9 protein-coding genes are annotated in these 17853 nt (G+C 69.2%); 6 read left to right on the forward strand and 3 right to left on the reverse strand.

Features of this window, described 5'->3' with window-relative positions:
• Nucleotides 1–104 precede the first annotated feature (104 nt).
• A complete protein-coding gene (locus tag OXI49_12025; GenBank protein ID MDE2691233.1) occupies nucleotides 105–2141 on the reverse strand; it encodes a PQQ-binding-like beta-propeller repeat protein in 2037 nt (678 codons plus the stop codon).
• Between the two features lie 84 nt (nucleotides 2142–2225).
• Here OXI49_12025 and eno point away from each other — a divergent pair, with 84 nt between their 5' ends.
• Nucleotides 2226–3536: a phosphopyruvate hydratase gene (gene eno / locus OXI49_12030; protein ID MDE2691234.1), complete on the forward strand. Its 1311-nt coding sequence runs from the start codon at nucleotides 2226–2228 to the stop codon at nucleotides 3534–3536.
• 12 nt (nucleotides 3537–3548) lie between these two features.
• Here eno and OXI49_12035 read toward each other — a convergent pair whose 3' ends face one another.
• The gene (locus OXI49_12035) at nucleotides 3549–7223 is read right to left on the reverse strand and encodes a hypothetical protein (GenBank protein ID MDE2691235.1); all 3675 of its coding nucleotides are present in this window, start codon (nucleotides 7221–7223) and stop codon (nucleotides 3549–3551) included.
• A 75-nt stretch (nucleotides 7224–7298) separates the two neighbouring features.
• Nucleotides 7299–8579, reverse strand: a complete 1281-nt coding sequence (locus tag OXI49_12040; GenBank protein MDE2691236.1) for a DUF4147 domain-containing protein — start codon at nucleotides 8577–8579, stop codon at nucleotides 7299–7301.
• A gap of 50 nt (nucleotides 8580–8629) precedes the next feature.
• On the opposite strand from OXI49_12040, the gene OXI49_12045 reads away from it, so the two are divergent.
• The 5 genes from OXI49_12045 to OXI49_12065 all read left to right on the forward strand — a co-directional run bounded on the left by OXI49_12045 (nucleotide 8630) and on the right by OXI49_12065 (nucleotide 17850).
• A complete protein-coding gene (locus tag OXI49_12045) occupies nucleotides 8630–10153 on the forward strand; it encodes a hypothetical protein (protein ID MDE2691237.1) in 1524 nt (507 codons plus the stop codon).
• A 92-nt stretch (nucleotides 10154–10245) separates the two neighbouring features.
• Nucleotides 10246–11907, forward strand: a complete 1662-nt coding sequence (locus OXI49_12050; GenBank protein MDE2691238.1) for a VCBS repeat-containing protein — start codon at nucleotides 10246–10248, stop codon at nucleotides 11905–11907.
• Nucleotides 11904–13889, forward strand: coding sequence for a tetratricopeptide repeat protein (locus OXI49_12055; protein MDE2691239.1), 1986 nt, complete (start codon nucleotides 11904–11906; stop codon nucleotides 13887–13889). Before OXI49_12050 ends, OXI49_12055 begins: the two co-directional genes overlap by 4 nt.
• Nucleotides 13874–15556, forward strand: coding sequence for a CRTAC1 family protein (locus OXI49_12060; GenBank protein ID MDE2691240.1), 1683 nt, complete (start codon nucleotides 13874–13876; stop codon nucleotides 15554–15556). The genes OXI49_12055 and OXI49_12060 overlap by 16 nt, the downstream gene beginning before the upstream one ends.
• A gap of 23 nt (nucleotides 15557–15579) precedes the next feature.
• Complete coding sequence (locus OXI49_12065; GenBank protein ID MDE2691241.1) at nucleotides 15580–17850, forward strand: tetratricopeptide repeat protein; 2271 nt, start codon at nucleotides 15580–15582, stop codon at nucleotides 17848–17850.
• Nucleotides 17851–17853 lie beyond the last annotated feature (3 nt).

Consider the following 17853-nt stretch of genomic DNA (forward strand, 5'->3'; position numbering starts at 1 on the left):
GCGTCCGTCTGGGACCCTCCCCCCTGAGCCCACACACCGCGGGCGGCAACAACCGCCGCCGCCGCGCCGCCGCTGCCACAGCGCAGCGCAGCGCGACGCAAGCGCTACGGCGGTAGCGCGAAGGCGAGGAGTTCGGATTTGCGGGGCGGGTGGCGCGGTGTTGGGCGCGTGGCGCCGGCGACGGCCACGGCTTCGACGGGGGTACCGGGGCCGGGGCGTTCGCCGCCGCCGGCGATGAGGATGTACTGGCGGCCTTCGTGCATGTAGGTCATCGGGCCGCCGTGGAGGCTGCGTTCGACTTCGAGCCGGGCCAGGAGTTCGCCGGTCGCCTTGTCGAAGGCGACGAGGTAGCTGCCGTTGGCTGAGCGGTCTCCCAGTTCGTCGACGATCGGTTCGATCGAGATGACCAGGGTCTTCGTCACCAGGACGCCGCCTTCGGTGACGACGCCGTCCTGGGGCGGCGTGCCGAGCCGGCCGAGGTTCAGGTGCCTGATCGCGGGGTGGTCGCGTGGCCCTTCCCCCAGCGGCACCTGCCACAGCATCTCGCCGCGGTTCATGTCGAACGCTGTGATTCGCCGGTAGGGCGGCTTGAGCAGGGGCAGGCCCTGGACCTTGGGCATCGGCCGGCGGTTGATCGAGTACCGCCAGTCCGAGCGCGCCGGGTCGGGGGCCGACAGGGAGATCGCGCCCGGCCTCGTCAGCGATGGCACGTAGAGGATGTTCGTCTCAGGATCGAAGGAAGCGCCCGTCCAGTTCGCGCCGCCGCCGGGGCCCGGGTTCTGGAGGTAAGCCCGCTTGCCATCCTCGCCGTGAACGATGGGCGGGGTGAACACCGGGCCGATCACGTAGTCCCGGATCACCTCGAGCGCCTCGGCCCGCAGCTCGGGCGTGTAGTCGATCAGGTCGTCGTAGTCGATGCCGAGCGTTTCGAACGGCGGCGGCCGGGTCGTGAACGGCTGGGTCCGCGACAGCTCTTCGCCCGGAATCCGCGAGTGGTAGTCGACCGGCGCCTCCACGATCGGCCAGACGTGCTCCCCCGTGGCCCGGTCGAACACGTAGGTCATCGCCACCTTCGAGACGACCGCCACCGCCTTGATCTCCCTGCCGTCGACCGTGATGTCGATCAGGTTCGGGGCCGAGGCGAGGTCGTAGTCCCAGACGCCATGGTGGATCGTCTGGAAATGCCACACCACCTCGCCGTTGCGGGCATCGAGGCAGACGACCGACTCGGCGTAGACGTTGTCGCCGTGGCGGTCGCCGCCGTAGTAGTCGTTGGTCGGCGTGCCGAACGGCAGGTAGACGTAGCCAAGCTCCTGATCGGCGCTCATCATCGACCACACGTTCGTATTGCCCATCTTCCGCCAGGACTCGTTCTCCCAGGTCTCGATGTAGGGCTCGCCCTCCCGGGGAACGGCGTGGAACGTCCACTTCAGCTTGCCGGTGCGGATGTCGAAACCGCGCACGTCCCCGGGTGGGTTGTTGTTGCGGTGCGGGAAGTCGAAGACCGTGCCGCCGATGACGATCGTGTCGGCCACGACGGTCACGGGCGCCGTCCAGTTCATGTTCCGGTTCGCCCGGCCCGGCAGAAGACCCTGCATCAGGTCGACGACGCCCTCCTCGCCGAACACGGGATCCGGCTTGCCGGTCTTCGTGTCGATCGACACCAGGCGTCCGCCGCGGGTGGCGATCAGGACGCGCTCCGCACTGCCGTCGGTCCAGGACTCGATGCCGCGGATCTGGACCAGCGAACCTCGCTGCTCGATCTCCCAGTCCCTCGGATCGTGCCGCCAGAGCTCCTCGCCGGTCGCCGGGTCGAGCGCCGCGACCTGGCCCAGGTTCGTCGCGATGTAGACGACGCCGTCGATCATCAGCGGCATGCTCCGGTACGGTCCCGGCGTCTTGTCGGTCACGTCCTTCAGCAGGAAATCGGCCGACTCCCAGCGCCAGGAGACCTCCAACTGCGAGAAGTTGTCCCGGTCGATCTGATCCAGGGGCGCGTACCGCGTGGAGCCGCTGTCGCCACCGAAGTGCCGCCACTCGCCCCCCTGCGTGCCATGCTGCGCCGCGGCCGGCGCCGCGCCCCCAACAGCGGCCAGAAGGACGCAGAAACCTTGGACGATCCTCGAACCGAGACTCGACATTCGCAATCCCCTCAGGTTGGACCGGCGCATCTTACTGCGGCGTCGACGCCGTAGGTCGTGGTGTCGTAGGCTCCGCCGTCACCCGTGACGACGAACTCCACCATCATCTCCTCGGTCGCCGGCCGCGAAGTACTCGACAGCCGCGGCAACCCGACCGTCGAGGTCGGGATCACCCTCGAGGGCGGCGCGCACGGCCGTGCCATCGTCCCCAGCGGCGCCAGCACCGGCCGGCACGAAGCGGTCGAGTTGCGCGACGGCGACGCCGGACGCTACGGCGGCAAGGGAACGACGGCCGCGGTCGCGCACGTCAACGGTGAGATCGCCGGCGCCGTCCGCGGCCTCGACGCTGCCGACCAACCCGAACTCGACCGCCTGCTGCTGAAACTCGACGGTACGCCGAACAAGAGCCGCCTCGGCGCGAACGCTGTGCTCGGCGCCAGCCTCGCCGCCGCGCACGCCACGGCCTCCGCGCGCGGCCTGCCGCTCTACGCGGCGATCGGCGGCAACGACGCCCGCACCCTGCCGGTGCCGATGCTGAACATCCTGAACGGCGGCCAGCACGCCGCCGGTTCGACCGACTTCCAGGAGTTCATGGTCATGCCGACGGGCGCCGGCTCCTTCGCCGAGGGCTTGCGCTGGGGTGTCGAGATCTACCACCGGCTGCGCGCGATCCTCCACGATCGCGGCTTCTCCGTCGCCGTCGGCGACGAGGGCGGCTTCGCGCCCGCGCTCGGCGGCAACGAGCGGGCGGTCGAAGTCATCCTCGAAGCGATCGAAGCCGCCGGGCGGAGACCCGGCGAGGACATCCGGATCGCTCTCGATCCGGCGACCAGCGAGCTCTACGACGAAGCCACCGGCCGCTACCGCCTGCCGATCGAAGGCCGGGAAGTGGAGAGCGGCGAACTCGTCGACCTCTGGGCCGACTGGTGCCGCAGGTACCCGATCATCAGCATCGAGGACGGACTCGCCGAGGACGACTGGGCCGGCTGGCGCGAACTCTCCGAGCGACTGGGGCGCGCCGTCCAGATCGTCGGCGACGACCTCCTCGTGACGAACATCGACCGGATCGACCGGGCAATCGAAGAACGCGCCTGCAACGCCCTGCTGTGCAAGGTGAACCAGATCGGCTCGCTCAGCGAGAGCGCGGCCGCCGTCGAGCGCAGCCGTGCCGCCGGCTGGGGCGTCGTGATGAGCCACCGCTCCGGCGAGACGGAGGACACGACGATCGCCGACCTCGCCGTCGCCTGGAACACCGGCCAGATCAAGACCGGCGCCCCCGCGCGCAGCGACCGCGTGGCGAAGTACAACCAGCTCCTGCGTATCGAGGAAGAACTGGGTGACCGGGCCGTCTACCCAGGCGTGGGCGCGTTTCCGGTCAAGAACCCGGCCGGTTGATTCGGCGCCGCGCTAGTTGCAGCGGTCGCCCCGCCAGTCTTCGATTCCATCAAGCCACTCGTCGAACTCGGCCGTCGCCGGAGCGCACAAGTCGCTGAAGTGGAACCAGAAAGCCTCGAGCCCGCCGACCTCGAGAAGCTCGTCGGGCAGCGCGCCCGCGAGCTCGTTATCGTGAACGTAGAGTTCCGCCAGGGCCGTGAGGCGGCCGATCTCGGGCGGCACCGGACCGGTCAGGTCGTTCGACCACAGACGCAGCGACTCCAAGTCGGTCAGATCGCCCAACGAAGGCGGTATCGCCCCCGAGAACCCGTTGTCGCCGAGCCCGAGGTAACTCAGGTTCGACAGTTCGCCAAACCAGTCCGGAATCGAGCCGGTCAACTGATTGTTCCGCATGTCCAGGAAAGCGAGCCTGTTCAGGTTACGGAACGAACCGGGAACTCCGCCGGTCAACTCGTTGTAGCCCAGGCGCAGCAAAGCCAAGCCTGACAGGCGCCCCAACTCCGGGGGAATCTCGCCGGTCAGTTCGTTGAAGTGCAGGTAGAGAAAGACCAGGTCACGGAGACCCCCTAGTTCGGACGGTATCTGGCCGCTCAGTTCGTTCGACGAAAGGACCAGAAAGATCAGGTCGCGAAGGTTGCCTATCTCGGCCGGAATCGACCCGGTCAACTGGTTCCCATCGAGGAACAGGACCAGGAGTCGGTCCAGGTCGCCGATCGCCGCCGGCAAGCTGCCGTTCAGGCCGTTGTCGCTCAACTCGAGCCAAGTCACGCGCCCGGCCGAGTTGGTGGTCACGCCGTACCACTCGTCCGGCGGACGGTTGCTGAGCCAGTTCTCGTTGTTGGTCCAGTTCGGGCCGTCAGTCGCCCGGTAGAGCGCGATCAGGGCGTCGCGGTCCCGCTTGGAGATGACGGTCGTAGCTGAGAACCCCGTGTGCAGCTCGTAGGCGCCGGTTGCCGCCGCGTCCTTCCCGGTCACCCGGACGTAGTACGTTCCCGGTCCGACCCGTGCAGCGACGCGGAAGTTCATCTCAGCTCCTGAGTCCGAGTCGCTGGCCAGGACTTCTCCGGCAGCGTTCATCAGCGCGCCCTCGGTGTCGGTCGAGCCCGTGGTGCGGAGTTGCACACGGCCCGAGCGCGGCACTCGGAAGACGAAGAAATCGCTGTCACCAGGCCCCAGGTGGCCTGTCCGCGAGCGTTCGAGGGGGACGTCCGTCGCCCCGACACGGGTGTCCGCGTGATCGTCCGTCGCGGAACACGAGAAGAACTTCGTGTCCTTGATGGGACGGAACGGCCTTCCCAGGCGGTTGAAGTAGTTCCGCGTGGCGCCCGTCTGGACGTCGACCACGGTCATTTCGACCGCCACGTCGGTGAGCCCCCCGGCGAAAACCCAACGGTGGCCGTTCACGGCGCAGCCGTCGAGCACCTTGATCACGATCTCGATGTTGTCAGGCTCGAAGAACCAGAACAGCCCGGTGTCGCCGCTGAGCGGGAGGGCACTGCCAAGACCGGTCTCTTCATCCTCCTTCTCCCAGTCCAGACGCACGCGGAAACGGCCGTTCTCGAGGCACAGCGTGCGGTCGTCGGCCTTGCACTCGCCGGGAGCAGCCTGCGGCAGTTCAACGCGGCTGGCCCGAAGGCGCGCCAGGGCCAGTCGAACTTCACGGTCAGGGTCGAATCGCCGCGCGAGGGAATGCGAGGGCATCGTCGTCGCCGAGTCCGCCGTCGCAACGATCTCGTCGGAACTGCAGGTCTCGAACGCCTCGCTGTCCTGAACCGGTGACAGAAGCGTCCCTTCCGGATTGAACCAGGTCCCTGCGATGCCGGTTTCCGTATCGACAACCGTCAACTGGACCTCGGTGTCGGTCAGGCCGCCGGCGAAGACCCAGAAGTGCTGGTTCAGACCGCAGCCGTCGAGGAGCTTGACGACCATCTCGACGTTGGACGGATCGAAGAACCAGAAGGCGCCCGTGTCCTCCGTCAGAGGCGTCGAGCCGCCAACACCCGTGGCGCCGTCCGCGGTGGCCCACTCAGCTGTCACCTCGAAGCGGCCCTCGTTCAGGCAGAGAGTCTGCCCATCCTCCACACACGGCCCCGCCTCGCCGAACGTCACCGCGCTCGCCTCGCTGGTGGAGGAAGAACGTCCGCCAGCGTTGCGCGCTGCTACTCGATAGGCGCGATAGGTCGCGGGAGGAAGGCCTTCGACGACAAACGACGTCGCGTTGCTGCCGGCACTGGCGATCAGAGCGAACTCCGTCTCGTTGATCGATCGCTCGAAGATGTCGAACGCCGCCTCGTCGTTCGAGTTGTCCTGCCACGCGAGTTCCAGGCTGTGCTGATCGATCGCCTTCGCGGTCAGATCGGAAGGGCTGGCGGGACCGCTGTGCGCCGGGTAGAGAAACCGGACCGCGGCCAGATCGTCGGCGTTCGGCAGACCGCCCCTGTAGATGTGCCTGCCGCTGGCGGTCGCTTTCATCAGGGAGTCGCCGGTCAGCGCGCTGCACGTGTCGCTGAATCCCTGGGCGCAGGAATGGGCAAGACCCAGTGTGTGGCCCAACTCGTGCGCCATGACGTGCTCGTGCACCTTGCTGGCATTGAGGCTCAGCGCCGCCCAACTCCGGCCGTAGCCATCCTGGGTCAGGATGTCCGCCTCCAGGATCGGAAGGGCGTCGTGCGCGCTGTTGCCCGGGATCCTGTGACGGTTCTCCTCGGCACAGCGAAAGCGCGTCAGAGCGACGGCCAGAACGCCTCCGGTACTGGCCTGGAAGTAGCCCGGAAGCACATCATGCGGATCCTCGAACAGAATCGAGTTGACCCCGTCCGGCTGGGCGACCTCGGCCTTCTTGTTCGTGGTGCCCAGATTCGCCAGTTGAATGGTGCTCTCAGGATCTTCGTTCCAGGCCCGCATCGCGCGCGCCACCTCGGCGATTCCACCGCCCGGGATGCCGGGCTGTCCGTCGGCCTGGATCGTGAAGCCGACGCTGCGTCCCCGATCGAACTGCCGCCACCGGATGGGGAGATTCGGCGCCTGGCAACTGGAAGAGGAGACGAGCAACCTGTAAGGCGAAACCACCGAGACCGGCCCGTCGGCCGGCGCGGCTGCGAAATAGTCCGCCTGCCGCTCTACACCACGCGCGCGGTCGCTGATCCAACGGCGAAAAGTCCTGCTGGTCCGGGGCCGCTGGCTCAGCGACTCGGACTCTGTCCCGTTCGCCGAAGCAGGCACCTCCTCATGAAAGGCGGCCTCACGCACAAGCAGGCTGCCCGCGGCCGACGGCACTTCGAAGAACATGCCCAGCGACAACTCGACCGTGCGGTACGCGAGCGCGTCCCGCGCGTCCGGAATCTCCTCGAGAAAGAGCAGCATCCGGTCGCCCGGCGCCATCATCGGCAGTCCGTGGATGCCCGAGTACACGCCGTCCTCGCTCATTCCACCGAACTGCCGGACCAGGATCGTGCCGCCCGGGATCCTTCCCTTCAGCACCTGCGCAACCTCGAAGACCGCGTCGGTGGACGGGTGCCGCGCTCCGGGAGCCGCCATGACCGACCGCACCTCACCGAAGACGATGATCGAGGTCCGGTCCACCATCACCGCGTCGCCCGGGTCTACGTAGATGATGCCGTCCGCGGGAGCCACGACCAGCAGCGCCAGCCCAAGGCTGGCAAACCCCGCACCAACTCGCGTCCCCATGCTCTTCCTCTTCACTACCCGATCCCCCACGGACGAGCGTCGCCCGAGAACTCCGTACCTTCGGCCCCGAGCACTTTACGCCTTCGACAGGAACACGACGACATCTGCAACATTCGTGCCCGTCGCGCCGATGCGAAGCAACGCGCCGGCCGCGTCGAGGGCACCGTAGGAGTCGTTCTCCGCCATCGCGGCAACCGGGTCGATGTCGGCCGTCCGGATGCGCGTGACCGTCGCCGCGTCGACGATGCCGCCCGCCGCGTCCGTGGGGCCGTCGCGGCCATCCGTGCCGGCGGCGAGGAAGACCCAGTCGGAGCGGTCCGCGAGCGGGCCCTTCGCCGCTTCCAGTGCAAAGGCGAGGGCCAGCTCCTGGCTGCGGCCGCCCTTGCCGGCGCCGCGCACCGTGACCGTGGTTTCGCCTCCGGCAACGTACGCTGGCGGCGGAGCCGAAGCGAAGCGCCTTGCCAGCACGGCGCCGGCTTCGCGCGCCTCGCCTTCAAGCGGCTCAGGATCGACTTCGGCGCCGCAGACCGCGCCCATCGCCCGGACGCTGGTCCGGTTGCCGCCGACAATGCGGTAGGTCGTTCCGTCGAGAACGGGATCGCCCGGCTTCGGCGTCTCTTCCAGTTCGCCGCGAGCGCCCGCCTCCAGCCGCTCGCGTACTGGCGTCGGGCAAGTTCCGGCTACTCCACGACGTACCAGCACGGCGAGGGCATCTTCGAACGTCGACGGATCGGGCGCCGTCGGACCGCTGCCGATCACGGAAGGGTCGTCGTCGATCACGTCAGACAAAGCCAGCGTTACCACCCGGGCCGAGCGCAACTGGCGCAGCAACCCGCCACCCTTGGTCGTCGACAGGTGCTTGCGCACCGCGTTCAGTTCGTGGATCGTGGCACCGCTCAGAAGAAGCTGGCGGGTTGTCTCGAGCTTGTCGTCCAGGCAGATTCCCGCCGCCGGCGCCGGCAGGAGCGCGGAAGCGCCGCCCGAGATCAGGACCAGGGCCAGGTCGCCGGCACCCAGCTCCGCGGCGCGCCGTTCAACCTCTCTCGCGGCGGCCTGACCGCGTTCGTCCGGCAGCGGATGTCCGGATCGCAGAGCATCGAAGTGGCCAAGGCGCTTCGCCTCGTCGTGAGTAACGACCAACACGTCGGCAGGCCGTACGTGGTCGCCAAGCACCTCGATCGCGGCTCGGGTCATCCCGAACGCCGCCTTCCCAACCGCCAGCACCGCGACGCGGCCACCCGCTTTGGCTCGCAGGTCGAGGCCGCGAATCGCCGAAGCGGTCGAGGCCGCCGGATCGGCGGCCGCGACGCCCTTCAGGAAGATCTCCGCAGCCTGCTTTCTGAGCGCCTCCACCATACGTCAAGGATACGGTTCACTGACGACTAGAATGGTCCCCAGGGGACGCCATGGACTCTACTCACGCGCCGCCTTCCGTCGCCTGCAGGATCGGTTGGCCGTCCCCGGCGCCGGTACCCGAGGGCTACCGCTTCAACGCCTTTCTCGAGGAGCGCGGAGGCAGACTGCAGGCACACGGCCTGGATCTCGCCGCGTTCTTCGAGGGCGACCGATCTCCCGCCGCCGGTCTCCCCGACGACGCCATGCCCAGCCCTCTGGAGATCGCCTTCCTGCCGAACATCCGCGCCCAGGTGGTGGCGATGGGCAGTTGCTTTCGCCGCGCGATCGAGGAGCTCGGCTACCCGGCCCCGTTCCACTTCGCCTTCGCCTCGAAGGCGAACACGGCGGAGGAGATCGTCCGTTCGACCCTGACCGGCGGCGCCCACCACGAGATGTCGTCCGACGTCGACGTGGAGATCGCCCGCCGCATGATCCGGGCCGGCCTGCTACCGGAAGATCGGATGGTGCTCGCCAACGGTTTCAAGGGACCGCGCAGCGCCTACGCGCGGAACCTGCTGGCGCTCCGCCGCGAACACCGCCGCCTGATTCCGATTCTCGAGGACTCCGCTGAACTCGGCTTCCTCGCCGGCCGTGGCGTGGACTTCGACTTCGGCATCCGGCTGAAGCGAACGCAGCGCGACGCCGGCGCCGATCGGGATTCGCGCTTCGGCGTGGATGCCGGCGAGTTGGAGCGACTGGCCTTCGAGATCGACCGGACACCGGGCGCACGCTTCGTCCTCCTGCACGCGATGTTCGGCGCCCCGAGCGACAGCGAGGAACAGTTCGTCGAGGCCCTCGAGCCAGCCCTGGACCTCTTCGCGCGCCTCGCACACGACCACCGGCACCTTCGTTTCTTCGACTTCGGCGGCGGCGTGCCTGGCCGAACCACCCTGGGCGACGGCTTCGACTACGACCGCTTCGCGCGCCTCCTGCTACGGAAGGCGCTTGACGTCTGTGCCCGCCAAGGCACGAGACCACCGGCGCTGATCGGCGAGTTCGGACGCTACACCGTGTCCGAGCACGCGGTGCACCTGTTCCGGGTCATCGCGGTCAAGGCGAACGAGGCCGGACCTCCCTGGTATCTCGTCGACGGTTCGATCATGACCTCGTTCCCGGACACGTGGGCGCTGGGCGAGCACTTCATCTGCCTGCCGCTCAACCACCTCGACCGTTCCTTCCAGCGCGTCCGCCTCGGCGGCATCACCTGTGACCGGGACGACGTCTACCCTCCCCGCGGCAGCGTCGTGCCGCTCTTCCTCCCGCAGGTTGCTGCGGCTGAGCTCGACGAAACGCCGCTGTACGTGGGCTTCTTTTCCGTCGGCGCCTATCAGGAGATGCTTGGCGGCGTGCGCGGCAGCAAGCACTGCGTCCTGCCTGAAGCGACCGAACTCCTGATCGACGACGGCGACGACGGCGGCTTCGTGTGCGACGTCGTGCCCGGGCACACCACCGAGGACGTGCTCGACAACCTGGGGTATGGACGAACAGCCCGCGCCGGAGCGCCGCGGACGGCGGCGCCGGTGGCGTTGGTCTGACCGTGCCGGTGTTCCGGAACGCCCCAGCCCCGGCGCTCACGCTCACCCTGGCAACCGCCGCAATCGCTGGGTCGGTCGCTGCCGAGGAGGGAGTGCCCGTCTTCGTGGACCGGGCCGCGGAACTCGGCGTGGACTTCGTCCACGACAACGGCATGACCGGCGAGCTCTACTTCGCCGAGAACATGGGCGGCGGTGCGGCGTTGTTCGACGCCGACGGTGACGGCGACCTGGACCTCTACCTTGGCCAGGGTCACCGGCTCGCGCCGGCCAGCGACGCGGCCGCACCCGACGCCGCAAACCTCCCCAGGGACCGGCTGTACCGCAACGACCTGGACACCGGCGAACTCCGCTTCACGGACATCACGGAGAAGAGCGGCCTCGATGCTCGCGGCTACGGGATGGGTGTGACCGTCGGCGACATCGACAACGACGGCGACCCGGATCTCTACATCCTGAACCTCGGACCCAACGAACTCTGGCGCAACGACTCCGGGTCCGGCTCGATCCGCTTCACGAACATCACCACCGGCAGCAACACCGCGGACCCTCGCTGGAGCGCCGCGGCCAGCTTCTTCGACCTCGACGCCGACGGACTGCTCGACCTCTTCGTAGGCAACTACGTGGAGTTCCGGGTCGCGATCCACAAGACCTGCAGCTCGCCGCAGGGCCTCCTCGACTACTGCGGTCCGAAGGCCTACCGGGACGAACCGAACCGGGTCCTGCGCAACCGCAGCGACGGCGTCTTCGAGGACTGGACGTTTCGTCTGGGGATCGCCGACCTTAAACGCCCCACCCTCGGCACGGTGGCGACCGACCTGGACGGCGACGGCACGACGGACATCTACGTCGCCAACGACCAGAGCCCGAACGCCCTGCTGTTGAACGAGGGCGGCGCGTCCCTCCTGGACGACGCGGTCCTGGCCGGCGCGGCCGTCGACGCCGAAGGACAGCCCGAGGCAAGCATGGGGGTGCTCGCCGAGGACTTCAACGGCGACGGTCTCGTGGACCTCTTCATGACCCACCTCCAGCACCAGACGAACACGCTCTACCTCAACGAGGGAGGCGGGCTTTGGGACGATCGCACCCGCCGCAGCGGCCTCGGGCAGGCGAGCTTCGTCTACACCGGCTTCGGCGCCGCCGCCCTGGACTACGACCTCGACGGCGAACTCGACATCTACGTGGCCAACGGCGCCGTCAAGCGGATCGAGGAGCAACTCCGAACCGGTGACCCACACCCTCTGAAACAGCCCAACCAGCTCTTTCGCGGCCTCGGGAACGGCCGCTTCGAAGAAGTCCCGGGCTTCGAACGACCGGCGGTGTCCGAGGTCGGCCGCGGCGTTGCCCGGGGCGACCTGGACAACGACGGCGACCCGGACCTGGTGGTCGTCAACAACGGCGGACCGGTTCGGGTGCTGATCAACGAGGGCGCACCGGACATACGCGCCTGGGTGGGCGTCGAGCTCCGACTGCCGCCTGCCGGAGAGGCGGCGCTCGGCCGCCGCGCCCTGGGCGCCTGGCTGGGTGTCCAGTACGGCGACACGGCCCGGAGTTGGCGCCGGTTTCATACGGACGGTTCCTACGCCTCGGCCAACGATCCGCGGGTGATCGTCGCCGCCCCGACCGGCGCCCCGCCGACACTGATCGCACGCTGGACCGACGGCGCCACCGAGAACTTCCAGATCGCAAACGCCGGCAGCTACGTCATTCTCGTGCGGGGCGAAGGCTCGCCGGCGACGGCGGACGCAACGCCGTGACGCCAGCGCCGGCGATCCGCCGCCCGAGGCGCGACAGGCCCATCGCCACGGGGGTCGTCACCGCTGCCCTTGCCGCCGCCCTCGTGCTCCCACCTGGAGCGGGCAACGCCCAGCCACAGCTTCTTCCGCTCGACCGGCCGCGTACCGACGACTACGAGCAGCCCGTCCAGGAACAACTGCGCGCCGCCCGCGATGCGCTCGACCGTCTGCTCGAGGAACCCGGTACGGATCGCCTTCAACTCGCGGCCGCCTTCGGGCACATGGGCCAGCTCTACCTCGTCTACGACTTCTGGCGGATCGCGCGACCCGCGCTGAACAACGCCGAAACGCTCGACCCGACGGACGCCCGCTGGCCCTACTACCGCGCTATCGCCAACACGTACGACGGTAACGACGAAGGCACCGTCGCGGCGCTCGACCAAGTTCTCGAGCTCGCGCCCGAGGATCTCGCAGCAAGGACGCGGCGCGCCTACGCGATGCTGGACCTTGACCGCTCCGAGGAGGCAGCGGAGGAATGCCGCCGCATTCTCGAACTCGACCCCAACAACTCGGCGGCCCTTGCCGGTCTCGGTCGTGTGGAGTTCGAGGCCGGCAGCTTCGAGCGAGCGCTCGAGCACTTCACGAAAGCGCTCGACGGACAGCCCGAGGGCTCCGCCATCCACCACCGGATCGGGCTCGCCCTGAGACGTCTCGGACGCCGGGAAGAGGCGGCGGATCACTTGGCGCGGAACAGGCAGATCCCGATCAGCTACGCCGATCCCCTCTACTCGGCGATGCAGGCGCTCAATGTGAGCCGCAGGGCCATCTTCGCGCGCGGCGCCGAGGCGATGCGCACCGGTGAGCCGGCGCTCGCCCTCGCGGCGTTTGAAGCGGCGCTCCGCGCCTTGCCGGACGATCCCGAGACCCTCTTCAACGTCGCCATGGCTCTCATAGACCTCGGAGACAAGCCGGCCGCCGAGGAACGCCTGCGGGAGGCGATCGCCCTCGACCCCGAGTACCGGGAACCCCGCTTCAACCTGGCGCTGATGCTGGCCGAACGGAATGACATGGAGGAGGCTGAACGCCACTTCCGGCGGGCAACGGAGATCGACCCGGACGACCTGGACGCCAGGACGCGATGGGGCGACGCGCTGGCCCGTCTCGGCAGGACGGACGACGCGATCGAGGTACTCACCGCCGTCCTGGCGGTCGACGCCGCCCTGCCGGCGGCCCAGCTCGCCCTCGGCGCGGCCCGGCAAGCCGAGGGCAACGTGGAAGCGGCCAGGAAAGCCCTGAACCGGGTCCTGGAGGCCGCGCCGGGCGCTTCCCGGGAGCGGTCGGAGGCCCACTATCGTCTGGCGGCGCTACTGGAAGCGGAGGCCGCGGAAACGATCGGTAGACGTCCTGCCGGCGACGACGACGCGGAAGCCGAGTCGCACCTGCGCGAAGCCCTGGAACTGGACCCGGACTTCGCCGAAGCTCACGTCCTGCTGGGCCGCCTGCTCGGACAGCAGGAGCGCTTCCCGGAAGCGGCGGGACACTTCGCCCGCGCGCTCGTTCAGGACCCGTCGAACTCCGGCTGGCATCGCGACCGCGCGATGGCCCTCATCCTCGCCCGCCGCTACCCGGCGGCGCGGGGAGCGCTGGCAAGCGCCCGGCGTGCGGTCGCCAGCTCAGGCGACGACGTGGCGGCAGCAGCGGAGCACCTCGACACCCTGCTGGCGCGCCTCCTCGCCGCCAGTCCCGATGCTCAGGTCCGAAACGGTGGCGAGGCGCTCGCCATCGCGCAGCGCCTGATGACCGACCGGCCAAGCGTGGAGCACGCGGAGACGCTCGCCATGGCCCTGGCCGAGGTCGGCGACTTCGACCGCGCCGCGGCGCTCCAGAGCCAGCTCATCACCGAAGTCGAGCGTCAGGGCGGAGTGCCCACCGACGGCCAGCGCCAGCGTCTCGATTCCTACCTGGCCGGCGAGCCGGTCCGCGAGCCGTGGTTCCAGCCCTGATCGTTCTCGGAGCGGCGCTCGCGGCTCCCGCCCAGCAGCCGGCGGCAGGCGGCGGAATCCGTTTCGTCGACGCGGCCGACGCCTGGGGGGTCGACTTCCGCCACCGCAACGGCGCCGGCGGCGACTTCTTCATGATCGAGACCCTGGGCGGCGGCGTCGTCGCCTTCGACTACGACGGCGACGGGGACGACGATCTCCTGTTCGTCGACAGCGGCCAACCCGAGCCCTACGGCGGCGAACCGGGCGCGACGACCCTGCTGCGCAACGACGGCGGCCGGTTCACGGACGTCACCGAGACCTCCGGGCTGCACCTCGACAGCTACGGCATGGGGGCCGCGGCCGGTGACGTCGACGGCGACGGAGACCCCGACCTCTACCTGACCGCTTTCGGCCCGAACCGTCTGTGGCTCAACGATGGCGACGGCAGCTTCAGCCCGGCGCCCGCCGATGGCGCCGCGGCCGACCCGTCCTGGAGCGCCTCGGCCGCTTTCGGCGATGTCGACCTCGACGGCGATCTCGACCTCTACGTGACGAACTACGTCGACTTCGCCTACGACAACAACAAGGTCTGCGGCGTGGAGGAAACCGGCCGGCGAAGCTATTGCCATCCGGACGTCTACGGGGACCTTCAGGACCGCTTCTACCGCAACGAGCTCGCCGTGCGGGGAGACGCGACCTTCGCCGACGCGACGGCCGCCACCGGGATCGAGGGTGCGCGCGGCGCCGGCCTGGGCGTCGTCATCACCGATCTCGACGGCGACCGCCGGCCGGATGTCTACGTCGCCAACGACATGGACGCGAACTTCCACTTCCTGAACCGGACCCGGAACGACGCTCTTCGGTTCGTCGACGATGCGCTGCTCGCCGGCACGGCGCTCTCCCACCGCGGCCAGCCCGAGGCCGGCATGGGCATCGCCGTCGGCGACATCGACGCAAACGGCTTCGACGACCTCGTCGTGACCCACCTCGACCGCGAAACCAACGCTTTGTACTCGAACCGCGGCGACGGCGTCTTTCTCGATCGGCGCTTCGCCGCCGGGATCGCCGAGCCTTCGCAACCGTACGTCGGCTTCGGCGTCGACCTCGCCGACTTCGACCTGGACGGCGACCTCGACCTGGCAATCGCCAACGGCCACGTCCTGCACGACATCTCCGAGCACGCGCAAGGTCCCCGCGAGACGTACGCACAGCCGAACCAGATCCTCGAGTACCGCGAGGGCCGCTTCCAGCCGGCGCCCGGCGCCGGCCTCTCCGCCGCCGGCGTCAGCCGGGGCCTGGCGACAGCCGACCTGGACCTGGACGGCGACCTGGACCTCGCCATCGCGAACTGCAACGGCCCCGCGGAGGTCTACGCCAACGAGAGCGGCCGTCTGGGCGGTAGTCTCCGCGTCGATCTGTTCGACCGCGCGAGCGCGAACCGGCGCGGAATCGGCGCCGTGCTGGAGCTGGGCACGGAGACGGGAACGCAGCGCCGGGAGGTCCGGGCCGGTTCCTCCTACCTGTCGCGGAACTCCCTGACCCAGTCCTTCGGCGTGCCGTTCGGCGACGGCGGCGCGGCGCCGGAAGAGGCCGGCGCGGCCGTGAGTCTCGACGTTCTGTGGCCCGGCGCCGCGACGCTGCGACTGGCCCGCCTGCCGTCCGACGCCAGGATCCGCGTCGTCCGCTGACTTTGGGGCTAGCATCCCCAACGATGAGGGTCTCAGGCAAACGACTCGTCGCGCTCGCCCTGCCCAGCTTGATCGCCGCGAGTGCAGTGGCGGCCCAGGAAGTACCGTCCGCACTGGGCGATGCAATGGCGCTCGTCGAGCAGGGAGACACCGCCGGCGCGATCGCCGCCCTCGACGGACTGGTCCAGCAGCCCGGCGCACCCGAGATCGCCTTCGCAGCACTCGGAGCGCTTCTTCTCGAGACGGGGAACGCGGAACGGGCGCTCGCGGTCCTGGCGCCCCTCGCCGACCGCGACCCGCCCGATCCCGCGGCCCTGTTCAACGCCGGTCGTGCGGCGGAAGCGCTGGGACGCATCCAGGACGCCGCGTCCTACTACCAGCGATCGATCGAGATCGAGCCGCTGTCGCCGGCGCTGCGCGCCCTGGGCATGATGATCGGACGCCTGGGTCGTGCCGGCGACGCCTACCCGTACCTTCGGCCATGGAGCAACGCGAACCCCGATGACCTGGACGCACGGATGGCGGCTGCCTGGGGTGCGGTCGCACTCGGGCGGCCGCGCGACGCCGAGAAGTTGATCGAGAACCTGGATCCGGAGGATCAGCAGGTACAACTGCTCCGCGGCCGGGTTCTCCTTCTACGCGACGATCCGTGGGGCGCACTGGCCGAACTCCAGCCGCTGGCCGCGGCTCCTCCGGCGCACCTGGAGCGAGGCATTCGCAGCGCCCTCGCCACTGCCTATCTCCTGGTCGGCGAGGCGGACGGAGCGATCCAGCAACTCGAGCGCCTGTCGCCCGAGGATCCGGAGCTTGTCGGCCGCCTCGCCCGCGCCTACTACCAGGCCGGTCGAACCGCTGACGCGATCGCCGCGCTGGCGGCTTTCGTCGAACCGCTCGCGACCGCCACACCGCCTGCGGGCGCTTCAACCGATCTCGCAAGGGAGTTGACCTATGACTACGGGCGATTCCTGCACGCTGCCGGCGAGACCGAACGCGCCCTGCCCTTCCTGCGTCTCGCGGCGGATCTCGACCCGAACGTGCCAGAGACCTTCCGCACTCTCGGACAGGTGCTCTCCGCTCTCGGCCAGCGAGAAGAGGCCGAGGAAGCCGTGCAGCGATTCCGGGATCTCACTGCCGCGGCGGATCGATCCGATCCCCAACAGGGAAGCCTCGACGATCCGACCGGCCACGCCATCCGGCTGGCGCTTCAACGATCCGGAAGCGGCGACGCGGAGGGGGCCCTGGAGGCCCTCGCCCGGGAGGGTCGGCTGGCGCCGGACGATCCGAGACCCGCGATCGCCGCCTCCTCCGTCCTTCTGCACGCGGGCCGCCGCGAGGAAGCACTGGCGGCCGTGGAGCGGGCCCTCGACATGGCTCCGGCGAACGCGGACGGGCTCTACCAACGCGGCGCCGTCCTGATGGCGATGCAGGAACCGGGCGAGGCCGAAGAGATGTTCCGGCAGTCGCTGACGGTCTCCCCGCAGCACATTGCCGCGCTCTCCGACTTCGCCGTCCTGTTGATGAGCCAGGGGCGCAACGACGAAGCAGCCCGACACCTTCGAACGGTTCTAGAACTTCGCCCAGACGACCCACTGGCCCAACGGCACCTCGACCAGTTGCAGACCGCACCTCCCGCGACCGGGAGCGACGGCGGGCCGGAGGTCGATCGCTTCCGCAGTGCGATCGAAGTCGATCCGGAGGACCCGGGCGCCTGGGCCCGCCTTGGCGCCGCACTCCTTCTCGAGCGCCGCTTCCGCGCCGCCGAAGAACCGCTCCGCCGCGCCGTCGAACTCGATCCCACGAACGTAGGAACCCGGATCGCCCTGGCGTCCGCGCTGTGGGAGGACAATCAGCCGGACGAAGCGCTGCTGCATGCCCGGGAGGCCGCGACGCTGCGACCGGCCGATCCCGCGCCCCACCGTCTGCTCGGCGGCATCCTGCTCTGGCGCGGGGAGTACATGGGAGCAGCGGAGTCGCTTGAGCGTTCCACGTCGCTGGCGGAGCCCGATGCCGAGCAGCTACTGGAGCTCGCCAGGGCCTGGGAAGGCGCCGCCGGAGCGGAGCCCGGGCGAACCGGGGACCTGCTGCAGCGGGCGGAAGCTGCCTACCGCCGGGCGACGACGCTGGCGCCCGAACACAGCGAGGCGGTCTACGGCCTCGCCCAGGTCCTGCGACAGCTCGGGCGAACCGAAGAGGCCAGGGCGCAGATGGAGAGGTACCAGGCCCTCTACGACCGCGACCAGCGGGAAGCACGCGAGCGGGGTCGGGCTTCGGAGTCCGGCGCTCCGCCGCGCTAGTGT

Source organism: Acidobacteriota bacterium, from assembly GCA_028875725.1.
In the GTDB taxonomy this organism is placed as follows: domain Bacteria; phylum Acidobacteriota; class Thermoanaerobaculia; order Multivoradales; family Multivoraceae; genus Multivorans.

Coding starts and splice junctions, on each gene's coding strand:
- OXI49_12025 (MDE2691233.1), bottom strand. CDS start 2,141: ATGTCGAGTCTCGGTTCGAGGATCGTCCAAGGTTTCTGCGTCCTTCTG.
- OXI49_12065 (MDE2691241.1), top strand. CDS start 15,580: ATGAGGGTCTCAGGCAAACGACTCGTCGCGCTCGCCCTGCCCAGCTTG.
- OXI49_12045 (MDE2691237.1), top strand. CDS start 8,630: ATGGACTCTACTCACGCGCCGCCTTCCGTCGCCTGCAGGATCGGTTGG.
- OXI49_12035 (MDE2691235.1), bottom strand. CDS start 7,223: ATGGGGACGCGAGTTGGTGCGGGGTTTGCCAGCCTTGGGCTGGCGCTG.
- OXI49_12040 (MDE2691236.1), bottom strand. CDS start 8,579: ATGGTGGAGGCGCTCAGAAAGCAGGCTGCGGAGATCTTCCTGAAGGGC.